Raw genomic sequence first — 19,940 nt, 5'->3', positions numbered from 1 at the left:
CCGTCCCAGCAGACGGAGAACACCATGCAGAAGGCACCGGCCGAGCTGGCTCGCGAGTGGATCGCAGCCGGTCACGCCAGGGACGCCCATCTCGTCGAACGTCTCTCGGCCACCCCGGCCGACGATGCGGAGTTCACCGCGGCCTCGGTGCCCGACTCGAACTCGACTCCGCGGAAATGACCGAGCAGCTCGAGAGCGGCTACCGGCGACTGTACTGAGGTGATTCCACGTTCCGGACCACCGTTCTCGACCGCTGGAACCGGTCGCCGGGGGCACCGTGTCGCTCGTGCTGCGCGGCCCGGCCGGCCCGCTGGCCGCGTGGGAACCGGGCGCGCACATCGATCTGAGCCTGCCGAACTGGCTGACCCGCCAGTACTCGCTCTGCGGGGACCCCGCCGACCTCGGCAGCTACCGGATCGCCCTCCGGTACGACCCGCTCAGCCTTCCCGATCACCGCAGCAGGTCGGGCTCCCGCTCGAACACGGTGCGACCCTCGACGAGGGTTCGGAGCACCTGGGTACCGCCGACCTCGTCCGTGGGTACCTCGAGGATGTTGCGGTCGAGCACGATGAGGTCGGCCGATTTTCCGACCTCGACGCTGCCGCGCCGGTCTGATCGTCCGACGACCCGTGCCCCGCCGCTTGTCATCAACTCGATGGCGGTCGGGAGCTCCACGGAGTTCTCGCCCCACTGCAGCATGCCCTGCAACGCGGGAAAGAGGTTGGGGTTAGGCGTGTTGATCCAGTCCGAACCGACCGTCATGGTCGCGCCGGAGCGCAGAACGGTGCCGAACTTGTAGCTACCCGGGAGATTGAACGCCTCGGTGTGCCACAGTGCCGGCGACATCTCGGCGACGACGTTGAGGTGGCCCAAGCGCTGGTAGTCGTCGTCATGGATGAAGGTGCAGTGCGCGATCTCGTGGATCGGTCCGTCGGGCCCGTTGTCGCGCCGCGCGCCCTCGATGGCGTCGAGTGCGGCGCGCACCGAACCTCGTCCCGTGCAATGGATCTTGACGGACAGGCCCTCCGCGTCGAATCCACGGAGCTTCTCGAGCAGCTGGTCGGGCGGGACGAGGATGTTGGTCTGGTCGACCGACCCGTCGGCCAACAGGTCGGCGTGAGTCATGTGTGGCGGTAGCGGTGCGCCGTCGAGCCAGATCTTGATGAACCGGGTGTCGACGTGGGCGCTGGCCAGCTCCGCGCGGTGGGCGATGGATCGGTCGAGGTCAGCGGTGCTCGCCATACCGAAGCCCTCCTCGCGCCAGGGGAGGTGGGCCGCGACGTGCAGGTGGAGCTCACCGGCGTCCTCGAGCTCGCGAAGGGCCCGGAGGGCCTGTGCCGAGGCTCCGGCCTCCTGCACCGAGGTGATACCGAACTCGTGGCACGTCGCGACCGCCCACCGCATCGCCTCGAGGTAGACCTCACGCGGGTAGTCCGGGATCGCACGCATGACCGGCCACCGGGCCTGCTCGATCAGCTCTCCCGTCAGTTCACGCGAACCGGGACGTCGGATGAAGCGCCCTCCGGGTGGGTCCTCGACGTCGTCATCGAGACCAGCCAGCTCCAGTGCCCGGCTGTTGGCCATCCCGTTGTGGGCCGTGTGGTCGTAGAGGAACACCGGCCGGTCGGGGAACGCCTCGTCGAGCACCTGCCGATCGAGTTCGCCCTCGCCGAAGGCATGCGGGAAGATCTCCCCGCCGATCAGCCACTCGCGCTCGCCGTCGACGGCCGGACCGGTACAGCCGCAGCCGGCCAGCTCCTCGACCATCTGCTCGGCCGCGACCCCGGGAGTGATGCGGCACTCGTGCTGGAATTTCAGGCCGCTGACGAGCAGGTGAACATGGGCATCATGCAAGCCCGGCATCGCCATCCGGCCCTGTAGGTCGATGCACTCGGTATCCGCAGGTGCCGCGTCTCGCACCTCGGCGGTCGTGCCGACGACGGTGAAGACTCCGTTCTCGATCAGGGCCGCCTCGGCCCAGATCTCGTCTCCGGCGACGGTGTAGAGACGTCCGTTGAGCACAGCTGTTGCCACGGGATCAGCTCTCAATCCAGGACGTCGGGTTCCTGCTCGAACACCAGGTCGGCGAGCAGCCGGAAGCTGTGCCGCGCCATGTTCGCGTTGCCGAACTCGCGGTGCGCCAGCACTGCCTCCTCCTCCGCCATCACCCGCGGCGTGCCCGCGGCCTGGGCGAGCAGCTGCATCCGGCAGGCGCGCTCCATCGCGATGAACCACCACGCGGCCTCCTCCACCGACGCGCCGACGGTGAGCAGGCCGTGGTGGCGGAGGATCGCGGCGCGGCGCGGGCCGAGCCGTGCGGCGATGCGCTCGCCCTCGGCCTTCTCCAGGACGAGGCCCTTGTACTCGTCGAACACGACGTGGTCGCCGTGGAACGCGCAGGACTCCTGCACGATCGGCAGCAGCGGGGCGCCCAGCGCGGAGAAGGCACGGCCGTGGATCGTGTGCGCGTGCGCGGCGGCGACGGTGTCGGGGCGCGCCTCGTGGACCGAGGAGTGGATCCAGAACGCGGCCTTGTTGGTGCGCCGGTCGCCCTCGACGACGGAGCCCTTCTCGTCGATCAGGAGCAGGTCGCTGACCTTGATGCGGGAGAAGTGCACCGCGTAGGGGTTCACCCAGAACCGGTGCGGGAACTCGGGATCGCGCGCGGTGATGTGACCCGCGATGCCCTCGTCGAACCCGTACCTGGCGAAGATGCGGAACGCAGCGGCCAGCTGCTGCTTGCGGTGGAGCCTCTCGGCCTCGACCGAGCCTGCGCTCTCGGGCAGCTCGGGGATGTCGAGCGTCGCCGTGCTCATCTGCTCTCCCTACGTCGGTGGTCGGACCAGGATGCGTCCAGTTCGCCTCTATGGCACGAATGCTTGCCAACTAGGTTGGTCTACGCGATGCTCCACCGACCGGTCCACCGAGTCGAGAGGTGCTGTGATGGCAACGTTCGTGCTGGTACACGGATCATGGGGCGGCGGGTGGATCTGGGCCAAGGTCCGCCCCGCCCTGGAGGCGCAGGGGCATCGGGTACTCGCCCCGAGCCTCACCGGCCTCGGCGACCGCAGCCACCTGCGGGGGCCCGACGTCGGCCTGCACACCCACATCACCGACATCGCGAACCTGCTGGAGTGGGAGGACGTCGACGACGCGATCCTGGTCGGTCACAGCTACGGCGGCATGGTGATCAGCGGGGTCTGCGCTACCGTGCCCGACCGGGTCGGTGGGGTGGTCTACCTCGACGCGTTCGCGCCGCGCACGGGCCAGTCGGCCTTCGAACTGCTGCCGTTCGTGCGGCAGCTGATGGGCGGTCTGCGCCGCCCCGACGGCGCGATCGAGCCCGCCGACTTCGCGACGTTGTTCGGGATCAGTGACGCCGAGGATCTGCGGTGGCTCGCAGCCAAGGGCACCGCGCTGCCGTGGAACACCCACGCGGAGACGCTGCCCGCCGGCAGCGAGGAGGTACTCGCACGGGTGCCCGTCACCTATGTGCACTGCTCGGGACAGGACTTCTTCGACGAGACCGCGGCGAACGCGGCCGAGCGTGGCTTCCGCATGGTGAGCTGGCCCGACACCGGACATCTCGTGCAGGTGACGCACCCGGAGCGGGTCGTGGCCCTGCTGGTGGAGCTCGCCGGTACCCCGGCGCCGGTGGACGCCCGAAGGCACTAGCGTCGGCGCGGTGGGCGGTGCGGGGATCGACGAGTGGGTGGCACGGCGGCTGCGCGAGCTTCGCGCCGAGCGCGGGATGACGCTCAGCGCACTCGCGGAGCAGGTGGGGATCTCCGCGCCGCACCTGTCGCGACTGGAGAAGGGCGAGCGCCAGCCCTCGATCGGCACCCTGCTGCAGATCGCCCGGGTGTACGGCGTCACCGTCAGCCACCTCGTCGAGGAGTTCGACGAGGCCGAGCATCACGTCGTCCGCGCCGCGGACGCCGTCAGCCACGAGGGCCAGGACGGCGACTACACGGTGCTGAGCGGTCTGCGCGCCGCGATCTCGGTGGTCCGGCTGGCGTTGGTACCGGGCCGGGCCACCACGCCCGTCCGGCACACCGGCGAGGAGTGGCTGCACATCGAGTCGGGCAGCGTCGAGTTCACCGTCGACAACCAGACGATGACCCTCGACACCGGGGACTCGGTGCACTTCGATTCGGCACGACCGCACCGGCTCTCCAGCGCGGGCCCGGCGGTCGTCCTGATCGCCTCGACGGCCCCCACCACGACCGTGCACCACCCGATCCCGGGCCGCTCGACCGCTGCTCCCGGTGCGAACCGTCGACGTGCGTGACCCGGCGCGGCTCAGACGACGGTGATGATCGGCTCGCCGGAGTTCTCCTCGATACGGGTGATGCGCCCGCTCTCGAATCGGGAGTACACCGCGACCCCGAGCCGGAAGTGCGATCCGTCGGCGAGGGGCGCGACCACCTGCTGGGAGACCCTCGTCGCGTTCGGAGAACTACCGGACGATGTCGTACTCCATCGACGTGACGGCATCGATCTTCGCCGCTCGGGCCGTGACGTTGTCGTGGATCGACGTGTCACCCTGACCGTCGTTGTGCCAGACGGCCGTGTCGTCGGAGCGCATCGCCACCGCCTCCGCCCACTCGCCGTTCGAGAAGCGACGGAGGAAGGTCATCACCTTGTCCTCGGGCTCTCGACTCATGATCTCCCTGACCCAGTGCAGGGTCGTCGGAGAAGCCCGGCTGCCCGACGTGGTCCGTGCGCGACGACGGTGTTCCGGGAGCTCGGCTCGAACTCACCCGGCGCGGGACGGTGACGATCGACGGTCCTCCGGTACAGGACGCGGTGGCGGATCCGGTCACCGACGAGGCGCGAGTCGACGTCGACGCCGACCGCTCGGTCGAGATCCTCGGTGACACCACCAGAGGCATCACGACGATCGCCGTCCCCGCCACCGAGGAGCACGACGTCCCGGACGTCGACACCGCCGTCCTGAACCCGTCCGAGTTCCACTCGCTGTCCCACTGCCCACTGCCCCTCACCTACGGCACCGGTGCCGACGCCGGTGCGGGCAGGCCGCCTCCGAATGCTCCGATACGCCGAGGAGCGCGGTCCGGGTCATCGGCCGGCGGCTCGTCGCCCGCCCCCTTCCGGGACGAACTCGACACCACTCTCGTGGTCGTAGACGAGTGACCACTCCTCGGATGGGCCGTGCCACAGCTGACTGAAGGCGACGAGGCGCCCCGATTCCCGGACGCGTTGTCCCCACACCAGGTGATACGGGCCGTCAGAGGAGAAGCGGAGGTCGGTGATCTGCGGGCTGGACGGCGGAGGGACGTCGAACTCGCGCCGCCCGTCCGCCGAGGTGACGATCGCGGCGGGCGGGAGCGGCGTGGCACGCAGGCGCGGCAGGGCCGCCTGCGCCGCCGCGTCCTCGACCCGGGCAGGCCGGACGTCCTCCGGTGCGAGGACGACGGCCGGGCCCAGGTCATCGCCCAGGTCGACGTGCATGCACCACGCCCGGAGTCCATCCCTCTCCCGACGCCAGACGGTCGTGAACACGGCGTCCAGGTTCGTGGACAGGAAATGCCGGCTGTACTCGCCGGAATGTTCCAGCGGGATGTGCCCCTTGATGTTGTGCCGACCCGACGCCACCACCACGCGCCCCAGGTCCACGGCGACGACGTCGACGGCGACCACGTGCTCCAGGTCCGCGACCAGCTCCATGGCGATGTGCTGCGACCGGTCCATGGTGTAGCCGTCCGCGCCGACGTAGACGAAGTCGTCTCCGTGGATGAACTCCAGCCGTTCCCGGCCGCGATCACCGATCGCTTCGGACCAGCGCTCGTAGGCCGCCGCGACCTCGTCGTCCACCTGCCGGCTCCCCGTCACTCGATCAGCATCGCGGGAACCGGCATCCGGTCCTTCGTTCATGTGGAACCACGCCCTTCACGACGAGGTGACCGGGGCGACGAGAGGGTCGCCACCGACGCCCGAGCAGTGTCTCTGTGGCAACAATAATTGTCCAAGCAGTACGAGACAAGACATCCGTCAGCCGTGGGCGTGCCGAGGTGCGCGGGACGGGGCCAGGACGGCTTCGCCGAGCGCTTCGTTCTGGGTGGGATGGGCGTGGACCAGCGGCGCCACGTCCCCGGCCTGTGCCTCCCAGCCGACGATCAGTTGCGCCTCACCGACGAGCTCACCGCTGCGCGAACCCACCGTGTGGACGCCGACGACCGGGCCGGGCGTGCCCTTCGCACCCGCCTTGACGAGCTCGATCGCTCCGCGGGTCCGCAGGATCTGGGACCGGCCGTTGCCCCCCAGGTCGTAGGTGCCGGTCTCGATCTCGCCGTGCCGCTGCCGGGCCTGCCCCTCGGTCAGCCGGACCGACGCCACCTCGGGATCGCGATAGGTCACCCGCGGTGATGGCAGCCTCGTCGAGGCGCGGGCTCACCACCCGGACCCCATTGCGCACCGTGAAGCAGCGTGCTCCACAGTGGACACAGCCACGATCAGGCAAGACGATCATGACATGATCGAGAACCTTGGCAGGTGCCGCAGGCCGAACGCGAAACAGGCGGCACCACCAAGAAGTGGTACCGCCTGCTCAAGGGTGGAGCTGAGGGGATTCGAACCCCTGACCCCTTGACTGCCAGGGTCGTTCGACGACAACCCTGACCAGCCAATACACACGTTCTCCCAGGTCACGTGGCGCAGTACAGCACCGTTCGATGCCACCAACTTCAGCCCCGTTCACGATCGCTGCTCCACGATTGCTTCAGTCGATCAGTAAATGATCTTCACCTGATGGCGGTCGATCGGGCACCCCGATTCATTGTTTCCCGTGACCCCGGTGACGCCAGGCTGGTGAGCCCTCAGCATTGGCCTCGGCGATGCCACCGCACGTCACACGTACATTGACACTTCACCATCGCGCGGTCCCGTAAAGCCCACCCGAGACCGCCCTGCGCGAGTGGGGACGAGAGATGGCGCCTACATGCTGCAGACCCGGTCGTCGACAATGCCAGAGTGACTGCCACCGCCGATCAGCACTGCGGCAGCGGTGCTGCGCCTCCGCCGGCGAAGGCAGCCGCTCGCGGTGACTGCGCCAGCTCTCCGCCGCCGGGGCTACCGCCCAGCTCTGGCTCACTAGCAGCACTTGACGATGGCCAACGACGCTCAGCTGATGCCCGCACTCACGGTTGCCGAGGCAGCGTGGTCGCGGCGCAGCGCGGGCGGCGCCGTCGCTGACCGGCCGCATTGTTCACCTGCATTGCACCGTTCGGTCACGAACCAGGCGTCAGGAGACATCGTGATCGATATGCGCCCAGCCAGCCGCCGCGACCGACGATCCCCCTTCTCTCGACAAGCTCCCTGCCCTTCGCCGACCGTGCACGACACCACCCCGACCGAACACCGGCAACATCATCTTGGCCTGCGGGCGGATCGGCCTCCACGAGCGGGGATGGTCCGGCTTCGCCAGCAGCGAGGACCAGAGGCGCCGCTGGCTACGCAGCAAGGCGGCGATGACGTCGGTGCGGCCCCGCGGGCGCCTACTGAGCCAGCAGAGCAGCTCCGCCGGTGCCTGGAGCACCCGATCGATCTTGCCGTGTTCGGAGGTGCGTGACGAGCAAGACCACTACTGCCCGAATCACGCAGCGTGCAACGTGCTGCAGCCACCCGCATACACGTCCGGAGTTCCTCGTGGTCGGACTCGTGCGGTGTGCGCCGCATCGGACGCCTCGTCCTTGCGCCGGGCTCGCTACCGCGGCTGCATCCGGATCGCGCCGTCGAGGCGGATCGTCTCGCCGTTGAGCATCGGGGTCTCGACGATGTGCGCGACCAGCGTCGCGTACTCCGCGGGCTGCCCCAGCCGCGACGGGTGCGGCACCTGCTTGCCCAGCGACGCCTTCACGTCCTCGGGCAGGCTTCCGAGCAGCGGGGTCTCGAACAGCCCCGGCGCGATCGTGCACACCCGGATCCCCAGGTCCGCCAGGTCACGCGCGATCGGCAGCGTCATCCCGACGATGCCGCCCTTCGACGCCGAGTACGCCGCCTGCCCGATCTGCCCCTCGAACGCCGCCACCGACGCCGTGTTGATCACCACGCCGCGGTCGCCGTCGGCCGGCTCGGCCTTCGCGATCCGCTCGGCCGCCAGCCGGATCACGTTGAACGTGCCGATCAGGTTCACGTTGATCACCTTCGTGAACCCGTCCAGCGGGAAGGGCCCCTTCCCGCCGAAGGTCTTCTCCGCGTTGCCGATGCCCGCGCAGTTGACCGCGACCCGGACGGTGCCGAGCTCCTCGGCCAGGTCCAGGGCGGCCCGCACCTGCGCCTCGTCGGTGACGTCGGTGGGGGCGAAGCGCACGTTCTCGCCCAGCTTGTCGGCGACGGCCGCACCCTGCGACGACGGCAGGTCGATGATCACTACCTTCGCGCCCTGCTCGAGGAGCTTCTCGGTGGTGGCCAGGCCGAGGCCGGAGGCGCCGCCGGTGACGACGGCGACGGAGCCGGTGATGTCCATGAATCCAGTCCTTCCGGGGAGCTGTGGGGTCGGTGCGCCGCCGGCACGCGTGCGGCGGCGGCGCACCGGGATCAGAGGTGTGTCAGAGGAGTTCGAGGATGGTGGCGTTCGCCTGCCCGCCACCCTCGCACATGGTCTGCAGGCCGTAACGGATGCCGTTGTCCCGCATGTGGTGCACCAGCGTCGTCATGATCCGTGCACCCGAGCCACCCAGCGGGTGCCCCAGCGCGATCGCCCCACCGTTCGGGTTCAACCGCTGCGCCACACCCGCGTCGTCCCCACCGATGTCGGCCAGCCACGCCAGCGGCACCGGCGCGAACGCCTCGTTCACCTCGAACGCCCCGATGTCCGACAGACCCAGACCCGACTTCGCCAGCGCCTTCTCCGTCGCCGGGATCGGCGCCGTCAACATGATCACCGGATCCGCACCCGCCAGCACCGCGGTGTGCACCCGCGCCACCGGCCGCAACCCCAGCTCCGCCGCCTTCTCCGAGGTCGTCATCAGCAACGCCGACGACCCGTCGGAGATCTGCGACGAGTTCCCCGCATGGATCACCCCGCCCTAGTCGGCCTCCTTGAACACCGTCTTCAGCTGCGCGAGGCCCTCCAGCGTCCCGCCACGCCGCACACCCTCGTCGGCCTCCACCCCGGCCAGCGGGGCGATCTGCGCGTCGAACCGGCCCGCGTCCTGCGCCTCGGCGGCACGCGCGTGCGACCGCAGCGCGAACTCGTCGAGCTGCTGCCGCGAGAAGCCCCACTTCTCGGCGATCATCTCCGCGCCCACACCCTGGTTCGGGGCGGTACCGTACCGCGCCGCGAAGTCCGCACCGAGCGGGTCCTCGCCCTGGCTCGACGAGAACATCGGCACCCGGGTCATCGACTCGACACCACCGGCGACGACGACGTCGTACTGGCCTGCGATCAGGCCGGCCGCGGCGAAGTGCACCGACTGCTGGCTCGACCCGCACTGCCGGTCGACGGTCACACCCGTCACCGACTCCGGGAACCCCGCCGCCAGCGCCGCGTTGCGGGCGATGTCCAGGGTCTGCTCACCGGACTGCGACACGCAGCCCCAGATCACGTCCTCGATCTCGCCCGGGTCGACCCCCGACCGCTCCGCCACGCTCCGCAGCACGTGGGCCGACAGATCGGTCGGGTGCACCCCGGCCAGACCACCCTTGCGCTTGCCGACCGGGCTACGCACCGCTTCGACGATTACTGCGTCCCGCACGATTGACCTCCAGGGATCGACGTCGTTGGCATCCGGGGCGGTCCGCGGTCAGTGCCGCGACGACGCGGTCCGGAGTTGATGCATCAGTGCTACAGGATTCGTCATCTGTTTCACCACCCTTCCGGGCCCTGTGTCGCCGTTGCGCTCGTCACCGACGGCGGACGGCAGGCCCCGGACTCCGGGCGCCAGGTGAGGCGGTCGCACATCGAGCGCCCGGACCGGGTGTCGCGCGACGGCGTGCGCAGCTCGAGCAGCCCGTCGCGCCAGGAGACGGTCCGCACCAGGTCGGTCCCCGGGTGCTCCGGGTACAGCGAGATGTCCACGTGGTGCACGACGCGGTCGTCCACGACCTCGAACCGGCCCGAGTAGGCGACGAACTCACGGGCGGCGGCCCCGCGGGCCTCGTCGCCGGCGGACAGGAACGTCTCACCGGACCGCCACGGACGGTCGCGACGCGCGAGCAGGGCGGTGACGCGCCCGTCCGGCTGGTAGGTCAGCCGGCCGACCGGGTCGGGCCCGAGGACGTCACCGACCGGGTCGCCGTCGACGAGCCGGACGAACGACACGAGGTCCCAGGTCCCGAGCAGGCGCTCCCACGGCGACCGCGGGCCGCCCCCGGTCACGCCGGGACCTGGCGGTCCGCGGGGCCGTCGTCCACGACCGGGCGGGGCCGGTCGCTGAGCCCGGTCCGTGGGACCAGTGCGACGAGCACCGCGGCGACCAGACCGACCGCCGTGAACGCCCAGAACACGCCGGTCGCACCGGCCGGGGCCGCGATGACGATGCCGACCATGATCGGCCCGGCGACCCCGCCCAGCCGGCCGAGCCCGGTGCACAGCCCGAGGACCGTGCCGCGCGCGGCAGCCGGGTAGTAGACGCCGGCGAAGCCGTACACCGCGGACTGGGACGACGCGCAGAACCCGATCAGCAGCACGAGACCGAACACGACCCCCTGGGCGGACCCCAGGGTCAGGGCCGCGACGGCCGCCGCGCCGGCCAGGAACCCGGTGGAGATGACCCGGCGCGAGCCGAACCGGTCGGCGAGCCCGGTCAGGACGACCATGCCGACGGCACTGCCGAGGTTGAACGCCAGCATGAACGACAGCGCCGAGCCGAGGTCGTAGCCGGTCGTGCGGAGGATCTGCGGGATCCAGGTGTTCATGCCGTAGGAGACGAGCAGCCCGAAGAAGCTGATCAGCGGGAACAGCACGGCGGCCACGCGGAACCCCGGGGCGGACAGCAGGCGGAACGCCGAGCGCCGCCCGTCCCCGGCGGTGGAGCCCTGCCGGACGGCCAGGCCGGACTCGGCGGCGACCCCGACCTCGTACCGGCGGGCGAGCTCCGCGGCCTCGTCGGCACGGCCGCGGGCGACGAGGAACGCCATCGACTCGGGCAGGTTCCGGTAGGCGACGGCGAACAGCACGATCCCCACCAGGCCCGCCGCGGCGAACAGGGACTGCCACCCGAAGACGGGGATGACGACGATGGCGAGGACCGAGACGAGCGCGCCGCCGATCGGGAACCCCGTCTGGACTACGCCATTGTAGAACTGACGCCGCTCGATCCGAACGTACTCCATGGTCAGCGCGATGACGGTCGGCAGCGCGCCACCGAACCCGAGCCCCGCGAGGAAGCGCAGGATCGCGAAGACCTCCAGGCTCGGGGCGAGCGCGCACAACCCGGTGAACACGCTGAAGCTCGCGACGCAGCCGAGCACGATGGGCCGCCGGCCCACGATGTCGGTCAGGTACCCCGCCAGCATCGCCCCGATCATCATGCCGAACAGCGAGACGCTGCCGATCAGACCGGCCTCGACCGTCGTCATGCCCCACACCTGGTCCTGCAGCAGGACCGGGAGGACCGCTCCGAACATGAGCAGGTCGACCCCGTCGAGGACGGTCACCGCGAGACAGGTGGACACGACGGCCCGGAAACCGGTGCTGCGTGTGGCGGATCTGGACATCGACGTCCTCCGTGTGCTGGGTTGCGTCGGCCGGGAACGGGCGCGCGAGGAGGCCGAACCTTATGCAATTAGGTGAGAACCGGTCAACCATTTCCCCGACGGTCCGGCATGATTCCTCCATGCCACGATCCGACCGCCCGATGCTGAGCCGGAGAATCATCGTCGCGGCAGCACTCGCGATCATCGACTCCGACGGGCTGGACGCGTTCAGCCTCACGCGGCTCGCCCGCGAGATGGGCGTCCAGGCCCCGTCGCTCTACCACCACTTCCCGGACAAGGCGTCGATCCTCGAGGCCGTCGCCCGGTCGATCATCCGCGAGACGCCGCAGCCGGTCGCCCGGGACACGGACGACTGGATCGAGTACTTCGTCGCCCTGAGCCTGCACTTCCGCCGGACGATCCTGCGCCACGCCCACGCCGCGCCGATCCTGCTGGAGTTCATGCCGCGCGAGGTCTTCACGCCGGTCTACGAGACCTCGGCGACCTTCCTGAAGGAGGTCGGCATCCCGCTCCACCTGCACGTCCTCGTCCTCGACGGGCTGGACCGCCTCACCCTCGGCGCCGCACTGACGGACGCGATGAAGATGCCGGCCGGACAGGACGGGGTCTTCCCACACGCGGACCCGCAGCAGCACCCGGCCCTGGTCCGGGCGATCGGCGACAACGCGCTCGGCCCCGAGGCCCTCTGGGCCGAGTCCGTCCGGACGTTCCTGCGCGGCATCGACACCCTGCGACCGGAGACGACCGCGACACCCGGCACGACGGACGCCGGAGCCACCGGGGAGTGATCCTTGACACTCTCTACCTATAACCGTAAGGTACTTTCGCCAGGAGAGTCGGGCTCCATTCCTGATTCGCGTCGACACATCGCGGGGCCGACGGCCGAGATCGCCGCGCGGACACATTCCGTCGCCTTCCGGTCACCGTTAGGAAATCGTTCGCGGCACCGTCCCGGACCATTCGCCCCCCTTCGGGCCAGGGCAGGCCGGGCTCGTGGACCCGCTTCGTTGAGACTCTAGACGTTCTTTGTCTCACGTGTCAGCCTGGACATGCAGGACCACGACCGCACCGGCGCGCTCGGCGACGGGCCCGTGAGCACCGCGTCCGTCCCGACCCGACGTCCCACCACCGGAGCAGCCGATGAACGTCCCCGAGCTCGTCCGATTCTGGGCCCGTACCCGGCCCGACCACGACGCGATCGCCTTCGAGGGCGCCGCCGAGTCCTGGAGCGCGTTCGACGCCGCGACCGACGACCTCGCCCGCGGTCTCGCCGCCCGCGGGATCACCCGGGGCGACCGGGTCGCGGTGCTCATGCACAACCGCCCCGAGCTCGCCCGGACCATGGTGGCGGTGCTCAAGCTCGGCGCGATCTGCGTCCCGCTGAACTTCCGGCTGCTGTCCGGCGAGCTCGCCGAACTGCTGACCGACGCGGACTGCTCCCTGGTCGTCACCGAGGAGTCGCTGCTCTCCCTGGTCGCCGACGGCGACGGACGCCACGACGTCGTCTCGCTGGGCTCCACCGCCGTCCCCGGGTACGACACGCTGCTCGGCACGCCCGGCCCGGCACCGTCGTCCGACATCGCCGACGACGACGGCGCCTTCCTCTGCTACACCTCCGGCACCACCGGCGTGCAGAAGGGCGCGCTGCTGACCCACCGCAGCGTGCTCGCGCCCGCCCAGGCCCAGATGATCGCCTACGGGCTGTCCTGGCGGGACCGCGTCCTGGTGCCCGCCCCGCTGGTCTACACCGGCTCCATCGTGTCGGTGTTCGTCCAGCTCGTGATCTACCCGGGCGCGACCATGGTGCTGCTCGCCGACTTCGACCCGGAGCGCAGCCTGGAGATCATGGTGCGCGAGCGGGTCACCGCGGCGACGTTCGTCCCGGTGATCTGGCAGCGGATGGCCGCACACCCCGGCTTCTCCGACGCCGGGCTCGCGGCCTTCACCTACGCCGCCGCCGGCGGCGCCCCGGTCGCGACCGAGACCCTGCGCGCCTACCGCGACCGCGGCGTCCCGCTCAACCAGGTCTACGGCCTGACCGAGGCGTCCGGCCTGGTCACCAGCCTGCCCTGGCACGACGCGCTGCACCGCCCCGAGTCCTGCGGCCGGGCGCTGGTCGGCACCGAGATCCGGGTCGACGCGGCCGTCGGTGAGGTCGGCGAGGTGCTCGTCCGCGGCCCGCACGTGATGCGCGAGTACTGGCGCAGGCCGGAGGCGACCGCGGAGACCGTCGTCGACGGGTGGCTGCACACCGGGGACCTCGGCCGGACGGACGACGAGGGGTTCCTGTCCATCGTGGACCGGAGCAAGGACCTGGTGATCTCCGGTGGCATCAACGTCTACCCGGCCGAGATCGAGAAGGTGCTCGCGGCCGTCCCGGGGGTGGGCGACCTCGCCGTCATCGGGGTCCCCGACGAGGTGTGGGGCGAGGTGCCGATGGTCGTCTTCCACTCCGAGCGCGACGCGTCCGCCGTCGTCGCGGAGCTCGCCGCCGCCGCCGGGTCCCGGCTCGCGCGGTTCAAGCAGCCGCGGCACGCCGTCGCCTCGCCGGATCCGCTGCCGCGGACCTTCTCCGGGAAGCTGACCAAGGCCGCGCTGCGCGAGAGGTTCCGGGAGGTCCCGCCCGAAGCGGTCTCCCTGCGCGACGCGGCACCGGCCTGACCACCCGCCCGGCGGGCCCGGTCCGGGCCCGCCGGGTCAGCGGTGGCGCTGCTGCGCCCGGGCCGCCGCCCGGACCGCGTCGGCGGGCCACCCCCGGCCCAGGGACGCGCCGCCGTCCACCACCAGCTCCTGGCCGGTGACGAAGCCCGACGCGTCCGAGGCGAGGAACACCGCGGCGTCGGCCAGGTCGTCGGGCTCCCCGGCACGGGGCAGCGGCTGCAACGACCGCAGGTTCTCCCGGACCGTGCCGACCGAGCGGTCCAGCGCGTCACCGGTGAGACCCGCGCCGTGCCCCACGATCCGCGTCGCCACACCGCCGGGGACGAGCGTGTTCACCCGGATCCCGTCGGGGGCGAGCTCGACGGCGGCGCTGCGGACGAGCTGGGCGACCGCGGCCTTCGCCGCCCCGTAGGCGTGCGGACCGTACCCGGTCCGCAGGCCCGCCACGCTGCCGATGGCGACGATGCTGCCGTGCCCGGAGGCCCGCATCGGCGGCACCGCGTGCTTGATCCCGAACAGGACCGAGCGGCAGAGCAGCGCGAACGCGGCGTCCCACTCGTCGGCCGGGACGTCGTCCACGAAGCGCCACCGGCCGACGGCACCGGCGTTGGCGACCAGGCAGTCCAGACGGCCGTCCCGGTCGAGCACCTCCGCGACGGCGCCCTCCACGTCGGACTCCCGCAGCACGTCGACCCGCCGGAACCGGGCCCGCGGCCCCAGCTCGCCGGCGAGCGCCGCACCGCGCCCGGTGTCGACGTCGCACACGAGCACCGAGGCGCCCTCGGCGACGAACCGCGCGGCGACCGCCGCCCCGATCCCGCTCGCCGCCCCGGTCACGACCGCGGTCCGCCCGGCCAGCGCGGAGCCCGTCACCGGTTCCGGAACACGGGCGGGCGCTTCTCCAGGAACGCCTCGACCGCCTCGCGGTGGTCCTTCGTCAGCGCGGTCAGGATCTGCGAGCGGTTCTCCAGCTCGACCGCCGCCTGGAAGCTGCCGGTCTCCTGGTTCGTCCATAGGACCTCCTTGCTCATCCACACGCCGAAGGGGCTGTGGCCGGCGATGAGCCGGGCCCGCTCCAGGGCGGCCTCCTGCAGCGCGTCGTCGTCGACGACCGCCGCGACCAGGCCGATCCGCTCCGCCTCGTCCGCGTCGACCGTCCGGCCGGTGAGGATCAGGTCGGTCGCCCGGGCGAAGCCGACCATCCGGGGCAGCAGCCAGCTCAGCCCGATGTCGGTGCCGCCGAGGCCGCGCCGGATGAACGACGCCTGCAGGATCGCCGAGCGTGCCATCAGCCGGATGTCGCAGAACACGGCCAGCGCCATGCCGCCACCGACCGCCGCGCCGTTGACGGCGCCGATGATCGGGGCCCGGACCCGCCGGAAGGTCTCGCCGAGGCTCGAGATGTGCTGCTGGACGCGCATCCCCGCCTGGGAGCGTCCCTCCTCCGCGGGGCTGCCCGGTGGGTCCCCGTAGCCACGGAGGTCGAGGCCCGCGCAGAACGCCCGGCCGGCGCCGGTGAGCACGATCGCGCGGACCCCGGAGTCCTCCTGGACCGCGCGCAGCTCGTCGTGCAGGGCCTCGATCAGCTCCGCACTCATGGCGTTGAGCGCCCCGGGCCGCTTCAGGGTGATCCGCAGGATCCCCGGCTCCGGCCGGTCGGTCAGGACCGGCCGGTCGTCCGGTGCGGGTATGGCGTCGCCGGTGGTCGTCATCCGTCCTCCAGGGGTTCTCTCGGCGGGCTACCGGTGCAGGCCGGACGGGCCGCCCAGCCACACACCCAGCTGCTCGCCCGAGACGTGTGCCGCACGGTCCGAGACGAGGTAGGACACGGCGTCGGCGACGGCGTCGGGCGGGATCTCCGGCCACTGTCCACGGAGGACCTCCATGGCCCGCTCCCCCTCGCCGCGGGTCATCCCGGTCTCGACGAACCCGGGGATCACCGAGTTGACCGTGATCCCGCGGCGCGCCGTCTCCTTGGCCAGCACCTCGACCAGCGCCCCGACGCCCGCCTTCGCGGCGGCGTAGGCACCGGTCCCGGGCAGGACCGACCGGCCGGCCGCCGGGCTGCCGACGAACACGATCCGGCTGTGCCCCGCCTCGTACATCGCCGGGAGCACGGCGTGCGTGCAGTAGAAGGCCCCGCTGAGGTTGACGCCGATCACCCGGTCCCAGTCGGCGGGATCGAGCCGCCGGGCCGACGCGGTCAGGTTCATCCCGGCGTTGTTGACCAGGACCGACGGCGCGGCCCACAGCGCGGTCACCCGTTCGACCAGCCCCGTCACCGCGGCGGGATCGGTGACGTCGGCCTGCAGGCACTCCGCGGTCCCGCCGGCTCCCCGGATCTCCTCGACGAGCGCCTCGGCCTCGGCCCCGCTGGTCGCGTAGTCGACGGCGACGGCGTGGCCGTCGGCCGCGAGCCGACGGGCGACCGCGGCCCCGATCCCGCGGGCCCCTCCGGTGAGCAGCGCGACCCGCCGGGCCGCGGCGTCGGGTGACGGCACGCGTACGTCCTCTCCTCGGCTCCGATCATCCTGACACGTGAGACGAATACCGTCCATTGTCACGTCGCCGGCACGGGACGAGCGTCGAGGGACACGAACCCCGCTCCGTATGCTGGGCGGGTGCCCGACCGCTCGCCTCCGGTGACCGCCCGGCCCTCCGCTGCCGTCGAGCGGATCCTCGACGCCGCCGACGCGTGCTTCGCCCACTACGGCATCGCCAAGACGACGATGGAGGACGTCGCGTCGGCGGCGGAGATCTCCCGCGCGACGCTTTACCGCACGTTCTCCGACCGGGAGAGCCTCCTGACGGCGCTGGTCCGCCGCCGCGCGCGGATGAACATCGAGCGCAGCCGGGCCCGGATCATGGCGCTGGACTCGCTCACCGAGCGCGTCGTGGAGGGCATCACGCTCAACGTCCGGGTCGGGCACCGGGACCCGCTGATGCACGCGCTGGTCTCCCCCGAGCAGATGGCGCTGGCGAACACCCTCCTGAGCTCGACCGGGCTGGCGACGGAGCTGACCCACGAGTTCTGGGAGCCCGTCCTGAGCGCGGCACGGGACACCGGTGAGATCCGGGCGGACCTCGACCTGGTCGGCCTGTGCGAGTGGATCTCCCGGCTGGAGATCATGTTCATCGTCCAGCTGGAGGACACCCCGGAGGACACGGACCGCATCCGCCGGCTCGTGGCCGACTTCGTCGTCCCCGCGCTCACGGCGGCCGGCTGAGCGGGCCGGCCGGGGCTCAGTCGCCCAGGTCGGCGGCGAGCTCGCGGTGCAGGTGCTGGCAGGCCTGCTCGTTGCGGCCGTAGAGGAACGTCCCGTGCGGCCACGCGGCCGCGTTCTGCTGGATCGTCAGCTCCATCGGCCAGTCCTCGTTCACGGCCGCGTCCTGCAGGATCTCCCAGCTCCGCCGGATCCGCCGCTCGATCCGCTCGGTCCGCTTCTCCGGGCGGACCAGGAACCGGATCTGCGTCGTCGACCGGTTCGGGTCGGTCGTGTCGGGCCACACGGTCCAGAACTCGACGTGGTCCGGCGTCGAGATGACCATCGAGTTCGGGTAGAGGAACAGGTTGCTGCCCATCAGCCGGAAGTCGGCGTCGACCTCCTCCCCGGCGCGGGCGAGATCGCCCATCCGGGTCCGTGGGCTGAAGGACTGGCCGTGCCGGCCATACTGCCGCCATACGCTGGTGTTCGTCTCGATCAGCTTCCCGACGCCCTCGGGGTGCAGGAACTTCGGGTGCAGGACGTCGATCGCACCGTCGAGGACGATCTTCCAGTTGATGTCCAGGGTGAACGACTCGTCGAGGAAGATCTCGGCGCCGCCGAGGCCGTAGGGCGACAGCTGCGCGTCCACCTCGGGGCCCAGCCAGTCGTCGATGTCGAGGTCCTGGTCGCCGGACAGGACGGCGAACAGGAAGCCGTGCCGCTCCTCGGTCCGGATCCGGTGCAGGCCGTGCCGGTCCTTGTCGACGTGGGTGTAGAAGTCGTCGTACGGCACGCCGCGCAGGCCGCCGTCCTCCCGGGAGTAGCTCCAGCCGTGGTAGTGGCAAGTGAAGATCCGCTTCTGGCCGCACGGCTCGTCCTCCACCCGGCCGCCGCGGTGCCGGCAGATGTTGAGGTAGGAGCCGACCGTGCCGTCCGACCGGCGGACGACGATCAGCGGCATCCCGAGGATCTCGCGGGTCAGGAAGCTGCCGGGCCTCGCGATCTCCGAGCCGTGCCCGATGATCACCGGCAGCCGCTTCAGGAGCGCCCGCTCCTGCGCGGCCCGCTCCTCACCGACGAAGTGCGAGATCGGCACCCGGAGGTCGGTCGGGGACATCTCCGTGGTCCCGGCGCGCAGGTGCTCGGCGAGGGTGTGTGCGACGTCGTCGTTCAGCAGTGTCATGTCTCGGTCCCCCGGGTGGTGGTGGTCGACGGGCGGGACGCTCGGATCTCCCCGAGCACCTCGTCGGTGTGGGCCCCGAGGTCCGGGGCCCGCTGCGGCGCGAACTCCTCCCCAACGACCCGGACGGGGCTGGCGGCGAACCGGAACCCGTCCTGGTCGTAGGTGGTGGCGCGGGCCGTGAAGTGCGGGTCGTCCACCAGCTCGGTCACCGTGTTGACCGGGCCTCCCGCGATGTCGCGGGCCAGGAAGAGCGCGGTCCACTCGGCCCGCGTCCGGGTCCGGAACACGGCGTCGAGCTCCCGCCAGACGTGCCGGGCGCGCGCGTCGGACCCCTCGTCCACCGACACGAGATCGACCTCCAGCAGGTCCGGCCGGTCGACCGCGTCGCAGAACGCCCGCCAGAACTTCGGCGTGTGCGAGCCGAACACCATCGCGCCGCCGTCCTTCGTGGCGTACGCGTCGAGCAGCGGCCAGTCCGGCAGCCGCCCGTCGGCGGTCCAGCCCGGACGCCGGTGGGTGCGGCCGGCGTTCAGCGCGCCGTCGATCCGGTCCGGCATCCAGGCGATCGCGACGTCGGCGCTGCTCACCTGCAGGCGCGCGCCCTCTCCGGTGGTGCGTGCCCGCAGCACCGCCGCCAGGACCGCCATCGCGCCGTACGCGCCCACGGCGTACATCGCCTGCGGGGTCTCCCCCGAGCCGCCCATCACCCCGGGCGGGGACGGCCGCGCGGTGTCCACCGTGCGCAGCCCGGCGTAGGCGTCGAACCACATCCCGCCGGTGGCGAGGTCGCGGTACGGCCCCTCGGCGCCGGTCCCGGAGACCTCGCACAGCACGGTCGACGGGCGCTGACCGGCCAGGCGCTCCCAGCCGAGCCCGAGCCGGTCGAGATACCCGTGCCTCGTCCCCTCGACCACCGCGTCGGCGGACGCGGCGAGCCGGAGGAACGCCTCGGCGCCCTCCGCCGTGCGCAGGTCGAGCTCGACGCTGCGCTTGCCGCGATTCCACCGCAGGTGCATGAACCCGGGGCCGTCCGGTCCACCGACGGCCTGCGCCCCGGCGTACCGGACGCCCTCGCCGCGGCCGGGCGTCTCGATCTTGATGACGTCGGCGCCGAGATCGGCGAGGTGCCCGCCGACCGACGACGGCGCCAGCTGCGCGACCTCGACGACGCGCACGCCGTCGAGCAACGAGTATCCGCCCACCACTCC

The 19,940-nt window shown here is 71.4% G+C and carries 19 protein-coding genes and 2 pseudogenes; 6 read left to right on the top strand and 15 right to left on the bottom strand.

Annotated features, from left to right (window positions below):
* Positions 1–24: 24 nt before the first annotated feature.
* Positions 25–180, top strand: a complete 156-nt coding sequence (locus KPF47_RS15960; RefSeq protein WP_224389557.1) for a hypothetical protein — start codon at positions 25–27, stop codon at positions 178–180.
* A 270-nt stretch (positions 181–450) separates the two neighbouring features.
* On the opposite strand, the gene KPF47_RS15950 is transcribed toward KPF47_RS15960, so the two are convergent.
* Both KPF47_RS15950 and KPF47_RS15945 read right to left on the bottom strand, forming a co-directional pair.
* On the bottom strand, positions 451–2,034 hold the full coding sequence (locus KPF47_RS15950; protein ID WP_224389556.1) for an amidohydrolase: 1,584 nt from the start codon (positions 2,032–2,034) through the stop codon (positions 451–453).
* An 11-nt stretch (positions 2,035–2,045) separates the two neighbouring features.
* Complete coding sequence (locus KPF47_RS15945) at positions 2,046–2,816, bottom strand: class II aldolase/adducin family protein (protein ID WP_224389555.1); 771 nt, start codon at positions 2,814–2,816, stop codon at positions 2,046–2,048.
* Positions 2,817–2,943: 127 nt separating this feature from the next.
* On the opposite strand from KPF47_RS15945, the gene KPF47_RS15940 reads away from it, so the two are divergent.
* Together KPF47_RS15940 and KPF47_RS15935 are read left to right on the top strand one after the other, a co-directional pair.
* Entirely contained in the window at positions 2,944–3,675 is a 732-nt protein-coding gene (locus KPF47_RS15940; RefSeq protein WP_224389554.1) for an alpha/beta fold hydrolase, read from the top strand.
* Between the two features lie 10 nt (positions 3,676–3,685).
* Positions 3,686–4,291 carry a helix-turn-helix domain-containing protein gene (locus KPF47_RS15935; RefSeq protein WP_224389553.1) on the top strand — a complete coding sequence of 202 codons (606 nt, stop codon included), beginning with the start codon at positions 3,686–3,688 and terminating at the stop codon, positions 4,289–4,291.
* An 11-nt stretch (positions 4,292–4,302) separates the two neighbouring features.
* Here the strand turns inward: KPF47_RS15935 and KPF47_RS38790 are convergent, their stop codons facing one another.
* From KPF47_RS38790 to KPF47_RS15900, 8 genes and pseudogenes are all read right to left on the bottom strand, one after another.
* On the bottom strand, positions 4,303–4,428 hold the full coding sequence (locus tag KPF47_RS38790; protein ID WP_255659658.1) for a hypothetical protein: 126 nt from the start codon (positions 4,426–4,428) through the stop codon (positions 4,303–4,305).
* 31 nt (positions 4,429–4,459) lie between these two features.
* Entirely contained in the window at positions 4,460–4,639 is a 180-nt protein-coding gene (locus tag KPF47_RS15930; RefSeq protein ID WP_224389552.1) for a hypothetical protein, read from the bottom strand.
* Between the two features lie 443 nt (positions 4,640–5,082).
* Positions 5,083–5,838 carry a nuclear transport factor 2 family protein gene (locus KPF47_RS15925; RefSeq protein WP_224389551.1) on the bottom strand — a complete coding sequence of 252 codons (756 nt, stop codon included), beginning with the start codon at positions 5,836–5,838 and terminating at the stop codon, positions 5,083–5,085.
* A 177-nt stretch (positions 5,839–6,015) separates the two neighbouring features.
* Positions 6,016–6,387: pseudogene (locus tag KPF47_RS15920) on the bottom strand (dihydrolipoyl dehydrogenase); the annotation flags it as partial.
* A gap of 1,339 nt (positions 6,388–7,726) precedes the next feature.
* Positions 7,727–8,488, bottom strand: coding sequence for a 3-hydroxyacyl-CoA dehydrogenase (locus tag KPF47_RS15915; RefSeq protein WP_224389550.1), 762 nt, complete (start codon positions 8,486–8,488; stop codon positions 7,727–7,729).
* Positions 8,489–8,570: 82 nt separating this feature from the next.
* Positions 8,571–9,719: pseudogene (locus KPF47_RS15910) on the bottom strand (acetyl-CoA C-acyltransferase).
* Between the two features lie 110 nt (positions 9,720–9,829).
* Positions 9,830–10,342, bottom strand: a complete 513-nt coding sequence (locus KPF47_RS15905; protein ID WP_060712923.1) for a lipocalin-like domain-containing protein — start codon at positions 10,340–10,342, stop codon at positions 9,830–9,832.
* Entirely contained in the window at positions 10,339–11,682 is a 1,344-nt protein-coding gene (locus KPF47_RS15900; RefSeq protein WP_224389549.1) for an MFS transporter, read from the bottom strand. The genes KPF47_RS15905 and KPF47_RS15900 overlap by 4 nt, the downstream gene beginning before the upstream one ends.
* Positions 11,683–11,801: 119 nt before the next feature.
* Between KPF47_RS15900 and KPF47_RS15895 the strand changes: the two genes are divergently transcribed.
* Positions 11,802–12,470, top strand: a complete 669-nt coding sequence (locus tag KPF47_RS15895; RefSeq protein ID WP_224389548.1) for a TetR family transcriptional regulator — start codon at positions 11,802–11,804, stop codon at positions 12,468–12,470.
* A gap of 352 nt (positions 12,471–12,822) precedes the next feature.
* The gene (locus KPF47_RS15890; RefSeq protein ID WP_224389547.1) at positions 12,823–14,343 is read left to right on the top strand and encodes a class I adenylate-forming enzyme family protein; all 1,521 of its coding nucleotides are present in this window, start codon (positions 12,823–12,825) and stop codon (positions 14,341–14,343) included.
* Between the two features lie 36 nt (positions 14,344–14,379).
* Here the strand turns inward: KPF47_RS15890 and KPF47_RS15885 are convergent, their stop codons facing one another.
* Genes KPF47_RS15885 through KPF47_RS15875 form a run of 3 tightly spaced genes read right to left on the bottom strand, consistent with a single transcriptional unit; the run spans position 14,380 to position 16,844 of the window.
* Positions 14,380–15,216 carry an SDR family NAD(P)-dependent oxidoreductase gene (locus tag KPF47_RS15885; RefSeq protein ID WP_224389546.1) on the bottom strand — a complete coding sequence of 279 codons (837 nt, stop codon included), beginning with the start codon at positions 15,214–15,216 and terminating at the stop codon, positions 14,380–14,382.
* Positions 15,213–16,055: an enoyl-CoA hydratase/isomerase family protein gene (locus KPF47_RS15880; protein ID WP_224389545.1), complete on the bottom strand. Its 843-nt coding sequence runs from the start codon at positions 16,053–16,055 to the stop codon at positions 15,213–15,215. The genes KPF47_RS15885 and KPF47_RS15880 overlap by 4 nt, the downstream gene beginning before the upstream one ends.
* A 27-nt stretch (positions 16,056–16,082) precedes the next feature.
* Complete coding sequence (locus KPF47_RS15875) at positions 16,083–16,844, bottom strand: SDR family NAD(P)-dependent oxidoreductase (protein WP_224389544.1); 762 nt, start codon at positions 16,842–16,844, stop codon at positions 16,083–16,085.
* A gap of 141 nt (positions 16,845–16,985) precedes the next feature.
* Here KPF47_RS15875 and KPF47_RS15870 point away from each other — a divergent pair, with 141 nt between their 5' ends.
* Positions 16,986–17,570 (top strand): TetR/AcrR family transcriptional regulator, encoded by a 585-nt coding sequence (locus tag KPF47_RS15870; RefSeq protein WP_224389543.1) that lies wholly within the window; start codon positions 16,986–16,988, stop codon positions 17,568–17,570.
* Between the two features lie 16 nt (positions 17,571–17,586).
* Here the strand turns inward: KPF47_RS15870 and KPF47_RS15865 are convergent, their stop codons facing one another.
* Both KPF47_RS15865 and KPF47_RS15860 read right to left on the bottom strand, forming a co-directional pair.
* Positions 17,587–18,732: an aromatic ring-hydroxylating dioxygenase subunit alpha gene (locus tag KPF47_RS15865; protein ID WP_224389542.1), complete on the bottom strand. Its 1,146-nt coding sequence runs from the start codon at positions 18,730–18,732 to the stop codon at positions 17,587–17,589.
* Positions 18,729–19,934, bottom strand: a complete 1,206-nt coding sequence (locus KPF47_RS15860) for a CaiB/BaiF CoA-transferase family protein (RefSeq protein ID WP_224389541.1) — start codon at positions 19,932–19,934, stop codon at positions 18,729–18,731. Before KPF47_RS15860 ends, KPF47_RS15865 begins: the two co-directional genes overlap by 4 nt.
* Positions 19,935–19,940 lie beyond the last annotated feature (6 nt).

This window comes from Pseudonocardia sp. ICBG1293, from assembly GCF_020131355.1.
Taxonomy (GTDB): Bacteria; Actinomycetota; Actinomycetes; order Mycobacteriales; family Pseudonocardiaceae; genus Pseudonocardia.
This window is presented reverse-complemented; position numbering and strand designations above follow the sequence as displayed.